Origin of the sequence: Acidaminococcus sp. AM05-11, from assembly GCF_003472805.1 — a bacterium.
GTDB lineage: Bacteria > Bacillota > Negativicutes > Acidaminococcales > Acidaminococcaceae > Acidaminococcus > Acidaminococcus hominis.
Genome location: NZ_QRMX01000004.1, coordinates 80932 through 96275 on the forward strand (window position 1 = coordinate 80932; position 15344 = coordinate 96275).

The window sequence follows — 15344 nt, forward strand, 5'->3', positions numbered from 1 at the left end:
CCCAAAAGATTGGTCTTACTGCCGTTCAGGATGCCTGCGGAAACCTATTTCTGACTGTCCCTGGCACCCAGGACCTGCCCCCCCGTCTACACAGGTTCACACCTAGACACCGTACCCCAAGGCGGCAAATATGATGGTGCCTTGGGCATTACCGTTCCCCTGGCTATCGCCAACTATTGGCATCAGCTTGGCTATCGCCCAGTTCGGCCGCTTTGCATCATCGCCTTTGCCGAAGAAGAGGGAACCCGTTTTGGTAAGGTATGCTTTGGCAGTCAAGCTCTTACTGGCAAGCTGAAAGGCCTGGACCCAACAGCCTTGATGACTCGAGAAGGCCAAAACCTGCCTGAACTTCTTCAAGCTTCCGGGCTTACTGGCAATCCCTTCACACCCCATTTCCCGCCTGGGAAATGCTTTTTGGAACTTCATATTGAGCAAGGCAACGCTTTGGAAACTGCGGGTTTTCCCTTGGGTATTGTCTCTGCCATTGTAGGCATCCGGCATTTCACCCTTACTTTTACAGGTAAAGCCAACCATGCCGGAACCACCTCTATGGATTTACGGCACGACGCTTTAGCCGCGGCGTCCTCCTTTATCACCCATGTGTATAACAGTGCGCTAGCCTCTCAACGGCAGTATGTAGCCACAGTAGGCCATATCAAAGTAGAACCTGATGCCAACAACGTAGTTCCTGGCAAAGCTGAGATTTCTCTGGAAATCCGCAGCGAAACAGATACTCTGATGGATTCCGTTTTGGCTGGGTTTCAGGAATTTTTGGACCATACAGCTCAAAAATATGGTGTTGCCTATGAAATTGCCAAGTTGGATCAAATTCCGCCTCTGCCAATGGATGCAAGCCTCAAGGATCTCATTGCTGAAGAAGCTCAAGCCCAGAATATTCCCTACCAAGTGCAGCCCAGTTGGGCCGGCCATGATGCGATGATTCTAGGCCACGAACTGCCTACAGCCATGTTCTTCGTTCCTAGTAAAGGCGGCATCAGCCATTCCCCGGAGGAATTTACTCCGTCCCACGACATTGGCCAAGCCGCTCAGGTTCTGGAAAAAGTACTGCGTCGCGTCAGTGCAGAATAAGAAAAATCCCATTGTTATGAGATTGAATTATATCTCATAACAATGGGATTTCTATTTAGTTTTCATACACCCAACATTTCTCTTATTTCGCCTGCACAAAGAACTTAATAAAGGCGATGGTCTGGGGCTGGTAGATGATATCTACCAGAAAGGCGCCAACAATGGGCACAATCATAAAAGCTTTCCGGCTCATGCCGTATTTTTCCTTTACGGCGGTCATGTTCACAATGGCAGAGGGGGTGGCGCCCAAGCCGTGCCCCATTAGTCCTGCACACATAACGGCTGCATCGTAGTTGCTGCCCAGCACCCGGAAGATGATGAAGTAGCAGGCTGCGGCCAGGAAGATGACCTGTGCAGTCACAATCAGCAGTACGCCGCCCAGAAGGCCTGCCAGTTCCCACAGTTTCAGGGTCATCAGGGCAATGGCCAGGTAGTAGTTCAGCATGACGTCCCCAATAGAGTCCACCAGGGAGAAGCTGAAATTGTAGAAATGGAAGCTTTCGTTCAGGTTACGCAGGATTACTGCGGTGAACATGGCACCCACATAGGTGGGGAAGCTCATATTGATCAGCTTGCCGATCCAGCCGGAAATCATTGTGCCAATGGCCATACACACCACAATGGCGGTAACATTTTTGATGATATCCAAAGAGGACAGTTTTTCCTTTTGGTCGGCATTGACGTTCAGAACGTCCGTATCAAAGTTCTCGGATTCGTCGGGTTTTAATTGGTACTTTTCAATCAGGGCCCTAGCCAAAGGACCGCCTACCAGCACGGCAGAAATCAGCCCAAAGGTCGCTGCTGCCATCCCCACTTCCATAGCTACAGGATAACCCATTTCTACGAAGGTCTTGCCATACGCGCCAGCAGCCCCGTGACCGCCAATCATGGAAATGGCACTGGCCAGAAGTGCATAGGGAGCTTCAATCCCCACCAGCTTGCTAAAGCCAATTCCGATGATATTCTGGAAAATGGAAACAATTCCCGCTACCAGCCAATAGACGATCAGCAAGAAGCCGCCTTTCTTCAAAAGGGTCAGGCTGGCACCCAAGCCTACGGTGGTGAAGAAGGCCAACATGAAGGGACTCATGTAGTAAGTGTCAAACTTGAAGGCAAAAGCCCCTGTCTGATGCCCAAAAAACGTGACGAACATAAACAGGAAGCCGCCCACTACAGGTGCGGGAATACAATACTTGCGCAGCGCAGCAATGTTGTTTTTGACCCAATACCCGATTAGAAGCATAATTGCCGCCAGCGCGGTGGTGAAAATTGCATCGGTCTTGATGGTAAGCACATTTTTGATCATTTCAATTGACATAGCCATCCCCCTTTTCCTGGTCCTTTTTTCAATTTTGTCACATTTATACAGGGATGTCAATTTACTGCTGTCAAAGCAGTGTTTTTTTTCAATGCACAGTTGTATTTGCTAAAAAAGCAACAATCTAGAGTTATACTTGTTCCAAAATAGCAAACCTGACCTAACTCATCGTTAACCAAACTTTCAGTCCCCATTGCTGCCAACACTGCTTTTCTGCACAAAGAAGGACTTGTGAATCCCCTCTCAGCATGGGACACAAGTCCTTTTCCGCTATGGATTTTTTCTTATTGCAGTGCCAAAAGTCTTACCCAAACGCCAGTGCCGCCCTTCACATTGGCAAAGGTGCCTACGGTATAGCAGCGAGTTCCCTTAATGGACTCCAGATTGCAGACATTTTCCAATACTGGAATTTCGTGGCTCAGCAGAACTTTATGGGAATTGGGGGCCGGACCATCGGGAGAAATGCTTTCCGTTCCTACAAAGCGAACCTTTTTGCTCACCAGGTATTCAGCGGCTTCCGGAGATACGGTGGTATAGCCGTTTTTGATATAGGCATCATAGCCTTTGCTCCAATTGGCATCATGGCCGGTATGGAACAGAACGGCATCGCCTGGTTTAATTTTTCCATTTTTCTTTTCCCAGGTAATGATGTCTTCCTTGGAAATCACATAGGCACCGGGATGGCCGGTTTTGATGATAACAGCTGGTCCCATGAGAACATCGGCCTTCCAACCTTCGATGGCATGTTTGGTATTGTCGATGTGAAACGGGGCATCCATATGGGTTCCTGTGTGGGGGCAATAGCTGATGGTTTCCAGATTATAATCGCTTTTTTGTCCCACCCGGGAAAAGAATTTCATGGAAGGCTGGGTCAGGGATGGATCAGCCGGCATTTGATTTTCCACGATTTCATGGGACAGGTCCACCACCTTGTCATACTGGAGCTTGGCCATTTCTGCATTGGACGGGCATAGCAGAGTCCCCAAGGATAGCCCTGCTGCGCATAACAACCATGATGCTTTCATACAATCATCTCCTATGCATATTTTTCTGGTTTATTTGATTATTATCCCATGGTGAGACTTCTCCTGTCCAATGTATATTCTTGCAAGAATTGATGAATTATATTTATTGATGCATCTTTATAAATGGTATGTACCCACATACAAAAAAGGCGATTCTTGCGAATCGCCCTTTCTATCTACGCATTTTCGATTTTTCCTTATAGGAACTCTCACAGTTCTGCCTGAAGGAAACGTCTCTTTTTAGATGTGAACAATACCCAGTACGGTTGCACAGGCCAGGGTAATCCAGCTGAGGATCCACAGGTACGGGGTGCAGAACTTCAAATGTTCTTTGATGGATACGCCGGTGAGGCCAATCAGCAGGAAGGTGGTGGCGTTGTGGGGGGTAACCAGAATGGTGAAGTCCTTACCAATCAGCATAGCCATGGCAATGTCATGGGCACTGGCCGCGAAGCGTTCGCCCATGCTGAGAACCAGCGGCATGAAGCCGAAGAAGAAGGAGTCGGTGCCCAACAGCATGCCGATAGGACCGGACAGTGCGCCGATAACGATGGGCAGGTGAGCGCCTACTGCCTGGGGCATCAGGGCTACCAGGATGTTGGCAATGGAGGTCAGCATTTTAGTGCCATTCAGGATACCCAGGAAGATACCGGTGGTCAGCAGGATCATGGGGGTGGACAGGGCTGCAGCAGCATGGGAGGAAACGGCTTTCAGCTGTGCCTGGCCGCCTTTAAAGTTCACAGCCAGTACCAGAGCCAGGCCGATCATGAAAGCGCCGTACAGAGGAATCTTGGTCAGGCACATCAGCAGGATAACGCCAATGGTAACCAGAGCGTTGAACCAGATCAGTTTCGGACGCTTCAGGGCAGCTCTATCCGCAGCATTGCCGCTTTCATCCATTTCTTCGGACAGTTCAGCAGCTTTGCCGGTAGGATTCAGGCCAGCACCGCGTTTCTTTTCCATAATACCCAGGTAGGCGGCAAAAGCCAGAACCAGCACAATACCTACGCCCTGCAGGGGCAGCAGTTCTTGCCACAGTGCGTTTACGTCCGTGTTGGTAACGATAGCCGTACGGGCCGTAGGACCGCCCCAGGGAACCAGGTTCATGATACTGATGGCTGCGGAGATGATGCAGCCCAGCACTACCGGGCGGATATGCAGCTTCTTATACAGAGGCAGCATAGCGGGAACGGTGATCAGCATGGTGCCGGCAGTGGTGCCGTCCAAGTGGGCTACGGTAGCGATAACGCCGGTAGCAACGGTGATCAGCACAATGTTGCTGCCAGCCCGTTTTACCAGGAATTTGATCAGAGGATCAAACAAGCCCACGTCGTTCATAATACCGAAGTATACAATGGAGAACAGGAACAGCACAGCCGTGGACATGGTGGTGCCAACGCCCTTTTTCAGGAACTCGAAGATGGCCTCAGGAGCAAAGCCGCAAAGCAGGGCTGCCACAATAGGCACAACAACGAAGATAACCATAGCGTTGGCCTTGCCGGAAATCAGCAAGTACACAATCAAGAAAATCATTAACAAACCAACAATACCGAGAAACATGATTTTACCGCCTTTCGAACAGAGTACAAACTAAAACCTATGAGAGCTCGAACCTTTGTTACTGTAATTTTAGAACCTTCTGTCAAAGAGTACAAAGACGGATAAAGTTATACCTGCAATAAAAAAGAGTTATTGGAAAATTAGTTGCAATTTTGTATCCAGTGAAACAGGAAGGAATCATTTCCTAGAACTTTATTATACTACCCTATGCGGACTTTTCCGGCAATTTGTCCACAAATCCCTGGAACCCGCGCCCTCTGGCCCTTCCGGCCCCCAATTTTTACTAAAAATTTGCCGCAAAAAATAATAAAAATGGCTTTTGGGTTTATGGATAAAGCCCAAAAGCCATTACATTTTAGAATTTTACTTTTTCCCCAGCCGTTCCCTTACCTGCGCCAAACTCAGGTTCTGCTCCCTGGCAATCCGGGCCAGGTCTTCATACTCCACCTTTTCCCGGGTGACGCCATAGCCGGAAGCGGTTTTCACGTGTACCGGGCCAAACTCCGTAGGCTCCGTGCGAATGCTCCGTTCCAGGGTATACCGGCGGCTGGTGGTTTCCCGAATGCCCAGGGTGGTAGTGTGCCGGAACAGCAGCTGCACCAGCTTTTCCTTGTCTTTTTCCTGGCACATGACGGACAGCAGCACCCCCGGCCGGGATTTTTTCATTTGGATGGGGGTGGTGTAGACCTCCACCGCCCCAGCCGCAAAGAACTGTTCCTGGGCAAAACCCAGGGCTTCGGCGGTCATATCGTCCAGGTTGCATTGGAGTTCCACAATCTGGTCCCCGGCGTTTTCCGTTTCTCCCAGCAGCACCCGGACGCAGTTGGCGGCAGGGAAGTCCTTCTTCCCCATACCATAGCCAATGGCAGTGGTTTTCATCACAGGCATAGAGCCAAAACAGGTGGCAAAATGCTTCAGGAGGGCGGCCCCCGTAGGGGTGCACAGTTCTCCCTGGATACTGCCGCCGTACATGGGCACGTCTCGGAGAATCCAGGCCGTAGCCGGAGCCGGCACGGGCAAAATCCCATGGGCACAGCGGACCTGGCCGCTGCCCACGTGAATGGGGGAAACGATGACCTGTTCCGGAGCCAGCTTGGCCATCAGCAGGCACACGGCGGTAATATCCGCCACAGCGTCCAGGGTTCCCACTTCGTGGAAGTGAATCTGGGTCACGGGAATGCCATGGGTATGGCTTTCCGCTTCCGCAATCAGCTGGTACACCGCCAGGACGTCCTGTTTCACCCCTTCCGGTAGCTGAAGAGCCCCTACGATTTGGGCAATGTCCGCCAGGCTGCTGTGGTGATGGGTGTGAGCATGGTCGTGATGGTGCTCGTGGTCATGGTCATGGCCGTGATGGTGCTCGTGGTGGTGGTCATGCTCATGGTCGTGATGATGCTCATGGTCGTGGTCATGGTGGTGCTCGTGTTCAGGCTCCTGGTCGTGGTGGTGCGCCTCACCGGGCCAGTCTTCCGATTCTTCTTCCACCCCGTCCACCTTGACGGTAACGTGGGTGCCGCAGATGCCGCACTTGGCCGCAGCTTCCTTCTGTATCGTAACCTTGGGAATCCCCAGGCTATTCATTTCCTCAATAAAGCTGTCCGGATCCGGCAGCAGTTCCAAAAGGGCCGCCGTCAGCATATCCCCGGCGGCGCCCATGCCGCAGTCGATATAGATTGTCTTCATCGTTTCGCCTCCATATGGTTGATGCGGCTGGCCAGAAACCCAGCCCCAAAGCCGTTGTCGATATTCACCACGGATACCCCGCTGGCGCAGGAATTCAGCATGGACAAAAGTGCCGACAGCCCGTGGAAGGACGCGCCGTAGCCCACACTGGTGGGCACTGCAATCACCGGACAGTCTGCCAGACCGCCAATGACACTGGCCAGGGCCCCTTCCATGCCTGCCAAGGCAATGATCACGCTGGCATCCATAATTTCGTCCAAATGGGCCAGCAGCCGGTGCAGGCCAGCCACCCCCACGTCGTACAGCCGGGTGACCTGGTTGCCCAGCACCTCCGCCGTGAGAGCCGCTTCTTCCGCCACCGGAATGTCGCTGGTGCCGCCCGTAGCCACCACAATGGTGCCCAGGCCGCTGGGCTGGGGCAGCTCCCCGATAATGCCCACCCGGGCGTCCGCATGGTAGTCCAGCTGCACCTGCCGGCCCACAGCTTCCGCCGCCTCCGGGGAAAGCCGGGTAATCAGGATGGGGTCCCCGCTCCGCTGCTGCAGCACCTGGACAATGGCCACCATCTGCTCCGCCGTTTTTCCGGCGCCGTAAATCACTTCTGCCGCCCCCTGGCGCAGTTTCCGGTGAAGATCCACCTTGGCAAAGCCAATATCTGCAAAGGGTGCTTCCTTTAGTTTTAGTTCCGCCTCTGCCACAGAAACCCGGCCGTCCCGGACCTCCTGAAGCAGTTTCCGTACGTCACTCATGCCGGGCCTCCAGGTCCAGCAGCACGTCCGTGTACAGGGTCTTCAGCTGCTTCACAATGGCCAGCCGGTGCGCCAACAATTTTTCCAGCTGGTCCGCCGGCAGCTGGAGCTTGGCCGTATTCCCCAGACTCCGCACCCGAAAGTCCGTAAACCCCAGGGAGAACAGGTAGTTTTCCGCCTGTTCTGTCCGGGCCAGCTTTTCCGCCGTAATGGTCTCCCCAGTAGGAATCCGGGTGGCCAGGCAGGCGTAGGAAGGTTTGTCCCAGGTAAAGAGCCCGGCAGCCTTGGACCGCTTCCGGATTTCCGTCTTGGTGAGCCCGCACAGCCGCAGAGGGGACAGCACGGACAGCTCCTGCAAAGCCTTCATCCCCGGCCGGTCCGCCGCATCGTCGGAGGCATTGGTGCCGTCCAACAGCGTGGTGTACCCGTCCTGGGCCGCCTGTTTGCCAATGCCCGTAAAGATGACCTGCTTGCAATAGTAGCAGCGGTTTTTCGGATTGGCCACGACCGTTTCATTTGCCAGCACATTCGCCTGCATAATGGTCAGCTTGGCTCCCACCTGTTTCGCTAGTTTTTGCGCATCTTCTAGCTCAAACTGGGGCTGGAAAGCGGATTTTACGTAATAGGCATGGACATCTGCCCCATTTTGCAGGGCCGCGTACAGCAGATAGGAAGAATCCACCCCGCCGGAAAACGCCAGGGCCACCTTGGGATGGTCCTTAAAAAATTCAGCCAGTTCCATGTTTCACCTCATAAGATAGATAGCAAAGCGGGCAGCCATGCCTTTGGCACAGCCGCCCCACAAGATTTATTTTTTCAAAAGTGACGCCCGAACTACGCCCTTGGGGTCTTTCACCAAGAGCCGCACCAGCCAGATGACCAGGCCCAGGGCCACCACCGACAGCCCCAAAAAGCTGTCGTTAAGCATGGCCTCCGGTGCCGGGGTAAAATACCCTGCACCTTCCTCCAGATACCCAAAAATAGCGTCCCCCAGCCACATGATGGAAGCGCCCCAGTACAGCCAGCACAGGGTGCTCACCTGCATGTCATCCTGAGGTGCCTGCCGGTACCAGACCACCGTGCTGATAATAGCCGCAAACACCGTAAGCAGCAGCGTCATAGCTTACTCCTTGACCGTTACCAGCTCCGCCTTGGGAGCCCGGCGTTCCAGCACGTGGCTGACCAGCAGCATACCGCACCAGACCAAAGTAATGAGAGCCGCCATGGTAACCCCTACCGTCGCCATTTCCTTCAGCATTTCCGCTGTGCTGGCCGGATCACTGGCCGCCGTCAGGAACGGGAACCAGGGCACCACTTCCCCGTGCCAGACATGTTCAAAAGCCAGCAGGGCAGAGCCGCCCCAGAGCATTTTATTCAGCCAGCCCAGTTTCTTGGAAAAGGGCACCATTTCCGCAGCCGCAAAATGCTGCCCGTCAGTAACCACCTTTACTGCCTCCTGGGTTTCTTCTTTTCTTTTTGCCAAATGCGTCAGCGCCGTGGTTACCACAGCTTCCGTCATCGGAACAATAAAACATGCCATATTAAAGCCTCCCCTAACTAAAAATCTGCTTGGCCGCCTGGGAGCACCGCCCCCAAAGGCAGAAAAAGGCATACAGCTTCTCGTCTGAAAAGCCGCATGCCTTCTTAGCATACAAATCATGGAAATTCCAACTGCTGCACAGCAGGACGCTTCTGCGTCCCAACCCCAGCTTCCTGCTGGAGAATACATAAAAATTATACCGCAAGCCTTGGTATTCGTCAACTTTTGGTTATACTACTGCAAGGCTTTAATCTGCTCTACGGCACTTTGAATCAGATGGGCAGGAGAAAAGTCCGTCACCCCTACAATCACATTGTCGCAGTGGTTGAAAGGAATCAGCACCCGCACCGCCTGACTTTGTCCTACCGCCCGAGCCATAACAGGCGTAATCTCCCCGTAGAGCGAATCCGCGATCACAATCCCCAAGGGACCCGCAATCACGTCCGCCTTCCGGCAGCCCACCACCACCGCATTCTCCCCGGTGGCCGCAATATCCGCTCCCGCCTTCAGCATAGCCCCAGTGGCCGCACTGTTGGTGCCCACCGCCGTTACCTCTACTTCTGGCAGCTCCCGCTTGAGCGCATTCACCAGCTGCCGGCCAATCCCGCCCCCTTGGGCATCAATCACCAGTATCTTCACGCCAATCCCTCCTGGCTGCTAAAATCGTATAAAAACTTGCTAGTCCTATTATACCTGTACAAGAGAGCGGAGACAACGAGGAGCGGCAAATCCCCAAACTCCGAATCAGGTAATAGGCGCCGGGTTAAAGATACACAGGTCGTTGTGAAAGCCATAAATATCGCTATAGGGCTGTTTAACGCCGCTGGCCACGTCCAAAATGAAGTTAAAGATTTCGGTTCCCACTTCCGGAATGGTCTTTTCACCAGTAGCCACACCGCCTGCAGAAATATCAATCAAATCAAACCATTTATCCTTCATTTCATTCCGGCTGCACACTTTAATGACAGGAGCCACCGAAAGGCCATAAGGTGTTCCCCGTCCCGTCGTAAAAACCTGCAAACCAATACCGGAAGCTAGTTGACAGGGACCACAGACAAAATCAGACGCAGGTGTTGCCGCATAGATCAACCCATGTTTTGTAGGTTTTTCCGCCGGTGAAAGCACTTCCACAATGGGGCTGCTGCCGCTTTTGGCAATAGACCCCATGGCCTTTTCGACGATATTGGCCAAACCGCCTTTTTTGTTGCCTGGGGTAGGATTGGCGTCCCGGTCCACGCCTCCCTGGGCCAGATAATTATCATACCATTTCATTTCTGCGGCCAGTTTGTCCCGCACCTGTGCATTCACGCAGCGGGCTGCCAGCATATGCACTCCATCCCGCACTTCCGTTACTTCGCTGAACATGGCCGTTCCGCCGCCTTTGACCAGCAAATCTGCCGCATAGCCAACGCTGGGATTAGCAGTTAAGCCAGAAAACGCATCGCTGCCCCCGCATTGCAGGCCAATAACCAATTCACTTAGGGGCAGTACTTCCCGCTTTCTTTGGTTCAGTCGTTCCAGTTTTTTCTGGGCCATGGCCAAAATAGCATTCATCATAGCCTCGTGCCCAGGATAATCCTGAAGGGTCAAACAATTGTCCCCATTGATTTCTTCCGGTTCCAGCAGCCGGTCATAGGTCAGCTTTTCACAGCCCAGCCCTACTAGCATGATTTCCCCGCCAAAATTCGGATGGCGAATCAGATTACGGACAGCACGAATGGGCAACACCGCCAAAGGCGCATTAATAGCTACCCCACAGCCGTAAGGATGATTTACCGCCACCACATCTTCCACATTGGGATACAAAGGCAGCAGTTCCTGTTTAATTCTCTGCACAGCCGCATTTACCACACCCGCTGCGCATTGCACTGTGGTGACAATCCCCAGCAGATTACGGGTACCCGCAGGACCAACTGCATTGCGGTACCCCAGCCAAGTAGTACGGGGCGGATCCGGCAACTGCTCCTTAGCCACAATATGAGTGGCATAGGGCATATGTTCCAGGCCTGGGCTTTCCGGGAGTTCCAGCATATGTTCATTAATCCAACTGCCCACTGGAATATCTTTGTTGGCATAGCCCAGCACCACACCATAGCGGATAACAGGCTCCCCCTTGGGAATATCCACCAAAGCAATCTTATGAGACTGAGGAATGGGTTCCCGGGAAATCACTCCGGGAACGACTTCTGTACCCGCGGATAAATCATGCACAGCAATGCCTACATTATCCTTATCCGTTACTTTAATAATTAAAGGAGCACTCATGCTATTTTCTTCCTTTCATTTCATACGCTTTAGCGAAACGTCTTGTCCGCATAAGCCTGGAGCTCTGCCCGGCAATCGGGATGGGTTACGGCAATCATGGCCTGGGCGCGTTCTTTCAGGGACAGACCGGTCAAATGGGCCACGCCATACTCGGTAGCCACGTTCTGAACCAGGGCTCTGGGAGCGGAAATGGTGCTGCCTGCGGGGATGGTAGGCAAGATGTTGGAATGGCGGACGCCCTGTTTATCCACCCGGGAGGACTCGATGCAGATGTAGCCTGCGCCGCCCCGGGACAGGAAGGCGCCTTCCAAAAAGTCCAGCTGGCCGCCGGTGCCGGAAAGCTGCCGGGTGCCCACGGATTCAGCATTTTCCTGACCCATCAGGTCCAGCTGCACGCCGCCGTTGATGCTGATATAATTGGAAATGTTTTCCATCACCCGGGGATTATGGACGTAGTCCACTTCTGCCGGGTAGAACAGTTCGGGTTTTTCCTGAAGCCAATTATACAGCTCCTGGCTGCCGCTGGCCAGGTTCCAGGTGGACAGGCCGGTACGAACTTCCTTTTTGGCGTTGGTGAGCTTGCCGGCCTTATAGAGAGCCAGGAAAGCGTCACTGATGGTGCCAGTATGGCAGCCCAGGTTTTCCCGGTCGCTTTTGGCCAAGAGCTGAGCAATGGTAAAGGGAATGGTCCCTACCCCCAAACTCAGGGTAGCACCATTCGGAATCTCAGCCACTACATTTTGGGCAATCTGGATATCGGCTGCAGAAGGCTGCCGGTAGCCGGAGGTGATTAACGGGCCGTGTTCCCCTTCCACCAGGTAATCAGCATCCTCAATAGATACCCGGTGGGAACCGTCCACGCCCTGGAGGGTGGGCAGCTTTTCGTTGATTTCAAAGATAACGGTCCGAGCTTTTTGGATAATGGTTTTCCAGCAGTAGCTGGCAAGCCCCAGGCCGCAGTACCCATTGGCGTCGGGCCTAGAAACCGGCACAATGGCCACGTCCACTTGCAGGTAGTCCCGGTACATTTCCGGCAGCAGCCGCAGAATCATGGGCACAAAGTGCAGCCGCCCCTGGGTGAACAGCTTCCGTTCGTAGGCTCCCAAATGCCAGCTGTAGTACTGGAAATGCTTCATTTCCGGGTCACAGTCCACGGTATGGATAATGGGCTGGTACACCAGTCCGCCCCGGATTTTTACGTCCGTCAGCTCATCCCGGCGGTCCGCCAGGGCCTGGTCCATGAGCTCGGCAAAGCCGCTGCCGAAGCCAAAATCCACCCAATCCCCACTTTGGATTACTTTTGCCGCTTCTTCCGGTGTTTTCAGCTTATTTTGATAGGTTGTAAGCATATACGGCCTCTTTTCCTTGTTGTTCTTTCCCTTCTCTAAAAGAAAACATACTGAATCCCTCTCATCAAGGGATTCAGCATGTTTAAGAGGGATCATTCTATCTTAAGGAGTATTTATGTAATGAACGATTTTGTTATTCGGTCAAGTGGAAAGAGAAGCCTCCCCACTCACCTTGCAAATAAATAAACTTGATTTTTCCATTCTCATTGCGACGGATGGTGTCTTCCTGAAAGGTAATACCTTTCTTGGCCAAGTCTGCCATAGCAGCTTCCACATTTTCCGTTTGCAGGGCGATATGACCATGGGTGCCCCGCCGGGGATTTTTCATCACTTCAAAAGCTGAGCCTACAAAAATATGGGAATCATTTTCAGCCCCCGGCTCCATATTAAACAAACTGCATAATAGGGAAACCAGACTTTTGGCCTCAGCTTCATCGGCGCAATTGATTCCCACATGTTTTAACCGATAACTTACTTTTCCCTCCATGTGAACCTCCTTAGTCCTTCACTTCCAGGATTGCACCTTTATCGGCAGAAGATACCAAGGCAGAATATTTCTTCAAGAGAGGAGAGGTAGCTTTCACCACTGGTTTAAAGTGCTTGCGACGCTTCTCCATTTCTTCTTCAGAAACATCTACCGTAAGGGAACGGTTGGGAATATCAATATGAATTACATCTCCATCTTCCAATAGGCCAATGGGACCGCCTGCAGCGGCTTCCGGAGAAATATGGCCGATACAGGGCCCACGGGTGGAGCCAGAAAAGCGCCCGTCCGTAATGAGGGCTGTACTCTCGTCCATACCCCGGCCTACCAGAAGTGCCGTTACCAGGAACATTTCCCGCATGCCGGGACCGCCTTTAGGCCCTTCATACCGCAGCACAATAACTTCACCAGGATGGATATCTCCAGCTTCCAACGCTGTAATGGAATCTTCCATACTGTCAAAGACCCGTGCCTTCCCAGTAAACTGGTGCATGGAGGGTTTTACCCCGCTGGCTTTCACCACAGCTCCATCAGGGGCTAGATTACCATGGAGAATGGCAATACCGCCCTGCTTGTTTTTGGGTTTGCTTCTGGGGAAAATTACATCATTTTCCACCAACGGCTGGGCTTCCAAAATTTCTTTAATGGTATGCCCGGTTACCGTCAGTTGGGAATCATCAATCTTATCTTGGATGGCCTTCAGTACTGCAGGAATACCACCAGCATCATGGAGCACATCCACCGCATATGCGCCAGAAGGACGCAGATTGCACAGATAAGGCACATCCCGGCTGATCCGGTCAAAATCCTTCAGATCCAAATCCACCTTGGCTTCATGGGCGATGGCCATCAAATGCAGTACCGAGTTGGTAGAAGCCCCCAGGGCCATAACGGCTTTAACCCCATTCAGCAGCGCCTGTTTGGTCAGTATCTTTCGGGAGTTCAGATTTTCCCGGACTTCTTCCACAATGCGTCTGCCACTGGCCCGTGCCAGCCGTTTCTTTTCGGAAGATACGGCTGGAGCTGTTCCCATTCTAGGCAAGGTCAAACCCAATACTTCTGCCAACGCAGACATAGTATTGGCCGTACCAAACATGGAGCAGGAACCCACCGTTGGCAGGGAAGCCATTTCCATTTTCTGCAACTCTTCAAAAGACATTTTTCCCACCTGATACTGGCCTACGAATTCCCGCAGATTGCTCAGGCAGATATTGTCCTTGCCGCAGCCCTTGCCTGCCAGCATAGGGCCGCCAGTTACCACAATGGCCGGAATATCCAGCCGCGCAGCAGCCATCAGCATGCCGGGGACAATTTTATCACAGGAAGCAATCAGCACAACCCCGTCCAGCTGGTTGCCTTCCACCACTGCTTCCACCGAATCAGCAATCACTTCCCGGCTGGGCAGAGAATACCGCATCCCACAGTGACCTTGGCACAGGCCATCGCACAAGGCAATGGTGTCAAATTCCCGGGGCAGGCCGCCTGCCGCCAAGATACCATCGCTGACTTCCCGGGCGATTTCCCGCAGATGAATATGACCGGGGACCAGTTCGCTAAAGGAGTTGGCAATACCAATCATAGGCTTGTGGAAGTCTTCTTCTTCCAGGCCCATGCTATATAGTAGGGCCCGGTTGCCGCTGCGGTCCACTCCGTTGACCAGAATGCCGCTGCGGTTGTGTTTATAAATCATATCATTTTTATCACTCATGGAGACACCTTCTTCCATTCATATCATTTAAATTTATCGATGCTCCTAAAGTTCCAGGCCTTTTTCGAAAGCCTTTTGGTTGCTGTCAATAACCTTCTGTTTCCCGCCAAAACGGGCAATGATGCCCTGCTTGACGCTTTCCGGCTTCAGCAGCCCGGTCTTCTTCATCATGGCACCCAAGGCAATAAAGTTGGCACTTTGGATGCTCCCCAGTTCTACAGCCAGCTGGCGGAAAGGATAACCCAGCGCTGTGCCTTTGGCACCTGCCTTGGGTTTTACTTCGTCAGAATCGTAGAACACCAGGGTATCATCTGTAAAGCTGTCCACATACCGGTCATAGGCTACTTGGGCCAGGCACAGGATAATGTCGGGCACCGCAATGTTGGGATAGCCAATCAGTTCATCGCTTAAGATAACATCCGTCTTGGTAAAGGTCCCGCGGGCTTCTGAGCCGTAGGAAGCACTCATGGTTGCGTTCAGGCCTTCTTCATGCAGGGAGGCTTGGCCCATGACTTCACCCACGGACACAACCCCCTGGCCGCCTACACCGGACAATACGATTTCTTTTTTCATC

At 52.7% G+C, this 15344-nt stretch carries 15 protein-coding genes; 1 reads left to right on the plus strand and 14 read right to left on the minus strand.

What is annotated here, in order from left to right; translation table 11 throughout:
- Positions 1 to 60 precede the first annotated feature (60 nt).
- On the plus strand, positions 61 to 1089 hold the full coding sequence (locus DW089_RS03590) for a M20 family metallo-hydrolase (RefSeq protein ID WP_231086353.1): 1029 nt from the start codon (positions 61 to 63) through the stop codon (positions 1087 to 1089).
- Between the two features lie 82 nt (positions 1090 to 1171).
- Here the strand turns inward: DW089_RS03590 and gltS are convergent, their stop codons facing one another.
- The 14 genes from gltS to DW089_RS03660 all read right to left on the minus strand — a co-directional run bounded on the left by gltS (position 1172) and on the right by DW089_RS03660 (position 15343).
- Positions 1172 to 2407 carry a sodium/glutamate symporter gene (gene gltS / locus DW089_RS03595; RefSeq protein ID WP_105326490.1) on the minus strand — a complete coding sequence of 412 codons (1236 nt, stop codon included), beginning with the start codon at positions 2405 to 2407 and terminating at the stop codon, positions 1172 to 1174.
- A gap of 284 nt (positions 2408 to 2691) precedes the next feature.
- Positions 2692 to 3393 (minus strand): cyclase family protein, encoded by a 702-nt coding sequence (locus DW089_RS03600; RefSeq protein ID WP_199614537.1) that lies wholly within the window; start codon positions 3391 to 3393, stop codon positions 2692 to 2694.
- A gap of 279 nt (positions 3394 to 3672) precedes the next feature.
- A complete protein-coding gene (locus tag DW089_RS03605) occupies positions 3673 to 4992 on the minus strand; it encodes a CitMHS family transporter (protein ID WP_118286792.1) in 1320 nt (439 codons plus the stop codon).
- Positions 4993 to 5355: 363 nt separating this feature from the next.
- On the minus strand, positions 5356 to 6675 hold the full coding sequence (larC, locus tag DW089_RS03610) for a nickel pincer cofactor biosynthesis protein LarC (RefSeq protein WP_118286793.1): 1320 nt from the start codon (positions 6673 to 6675) through the stop codon (positions 5356 to 5358).
- Positions 6672 to 7424: a nickel pincer cofactor biosynthesis protein LarB gene (larB, locus tag DW089_RS03615; RefSeq protein WP_118286794.1), complete on the minus strand. Its 753-nt coding sequence runs from the start codon at positions 7422 to 7424 to the stop codon at positions 6672 to 6674. The genes larC and larB overlap by 4 nt, the downstream gene beginning before the upstream one ends.
- Positions 7417 to 8166, minus strand: coding sequence for an ATP-dependent sacrificial sulfur transferase LarE (gene larE / locus DW089_RS03620; protein WP_118286795.1), 750 nt, complete (start codon positions 8164 to 8166; stop codon positions 7417 to 7419). The genes larB and larE overlap by 8 nt, the downstream gene beginning before the upstream one ends.
- 66 nt (positions 8167 to 8232) lie before the next feature.
- Positions 8233 to 8544: a hypothetical protein gene (locus DW089_RS03625; protein WP_105326498.1), complete on the minus strand. Its 312-nt coding sequence runs from the start codon at positions 8542 to 8544 to the stop codon at positions 8233 to 8235.
- Between the two features lie 3 nt (positions 8545 to 8547).
- The gene (locus tag DW089_RS03630) at positions 8548 to 8964 is read right to left on the minus strand and encodes a hypothetical protein (RefSeq protein WP_105326499.1); all 417 of its coding nucleotides are present in this window, start codon (positions 8962 to 8964) and stop codon (positions 8548 to 8550) included.
- A 234-nt stretch (positions 8965 to 9198) separates the two neighbouring features.
- Positions 9199 to 9603, minus strand: coding sequence for a DUF3842 family protein (locus tag DW089_RS03635; RefSeq protein WP_105326500.1), 405 nt, complete (start codon positions 9601 to 9603; stop codon positions 9199 to 9201).
- 105 nt (positions 9604 to 9708) lie between these two features.
- Positions 9709 to 11229 (minus strand): galactarate dehydratase, encoded by a 1521-nt coding sequence (garD, locus tag DW089_RS03640; protein WP_105326501.1) that lies wholly within the window; start codon positions 11227 to 11229, stop codon positions 9709 to 9711.
- A gap of 29 nt (positions 11230 to 11258) precedes the next feature.
- Positions 11259 to 12578, minus strand: coding sequence for an acetyl-CoA hydrolase/transferase family protein (locus DW089_RS03645; protein ID WP_118286796.1), 1320 nt, complete (start codon positions 12576 to 12578; stop codon positions 11259 to 11261).
- Positions 12579 to 12711: 133 nt separating this feature from the next.
- Positions 12712 to 13065: a VOC family protein gene (locus DW089_RS03650; RefSeq protein WP_105326503.1), complete on the minus strand. Its 354-nt coding sequence runs from the start codon at positions 13063 to 13065 to the stop codon at positions 12712 to 12714.
- A 10-nt stretch (positions 13066 to 13075) separates the two neighbouring features.
- Complete coding sequence (gene ilvD / locus DW089_RS03655) at positions 13076 to 14770, minus strand: dihydroxy-acid dehydratase (RefSeq protein ID WP_118286797.1); 1695 nt, start codon at positions 14768 to 14770, stop codon at positions 13076 to 13078.
- Between the two features lie 45 nt (positions 14771 to 14815).
- Entirely contained in the window at positions 14816 to 15343 is a 528-nt protein-coding gene (locus DW089_RS03660) for a 2-oxoacid:acceptor oxidoreductase family protein (RefSeq protein ID WP_199614548.1), read from the minus strand.
- Between the last annotated feature and the right edge of the window lies 1 nt (position 15344).

Coding starts and splice junctions, on each gene's coding strand:
- gltS (WP_105326490.1), bottom strand. CDS start 2,407: ATGTCAATTGAAATGATCAAAAATGTGCTTACCATCAAGACCGATGCA.
- DW089_RS03630 (WP_105326499.1), bottom strand. CDS start 8,964: ATGGCATGTTTTATTGTTCCGATGACGGAAGCTGTGGTAACCACGGCG.
- larE (WP_118286795.1), bottom strand. CDS start 8,166: ATGGAACTGGCTGAATTTTTTAAGGACCATCCCAAGGTGGCCCTGGCG.
- ilvD (WP_118286797.1), bottom strand. CDS start 14,770: ATGAGTGATAAAAATGATATGATTTATAAACACAACCGCAGCGGCATT.
- DW089_RS03605 (WP_118286792.1), bottom strand. CDS start 4,992: ATGTTTCTCGGTATTGTTGGTTTGTTAATGATTTTCTTGATTGTGTAC.
- larB (WP_118286794.1), bottom strand. CDS start 7,424: ATGAGTGACGTACGGAAACTGCTTCAGGAGGTCCGGGACGGCCGGGTT.
- DW089_RS03645 (WP_118286796.1), bottom strand. CDS start 12,578: ATGCTTACAACCTATCAAAATAAGCTGAAAACACCGGAAGAAGCGGCA.
- DW089_RS03660 (WP_199614548.1), bottom strand. CDS start 15,343: ATGAAAAAAGAAATCGTATTGTCCGGTGTAGGCGGCCAGGGGGTTGTG.
- DW089_RS03625 (WP_105326498.1), bottom strand. CDS start 8,544: ATGACGCTGCTGCTTACGGTGTTTGCGGCTATTATCAGCACGGTGGTC.
- DW089_RS03650 (WP_105326503.1), bottom strand. CDS start 13,065: ATGGAGGGAAAAGTAAGTTATCGGTTAAAACATGTGGGAATCAATTGC.
- larC (WP_118286793.1), bottom strand. CDS start 6,675: ATGAAGACAATCTATATCGACTGCGGCATGGGCGCCGCCGGGGATATG.
- garD (WP_105326501.1), bottom strand. CDS start 11,229: ATGAGTGCTCCTTTAATTATTAAAGTAACGGATAAGGATAATGTAGGC.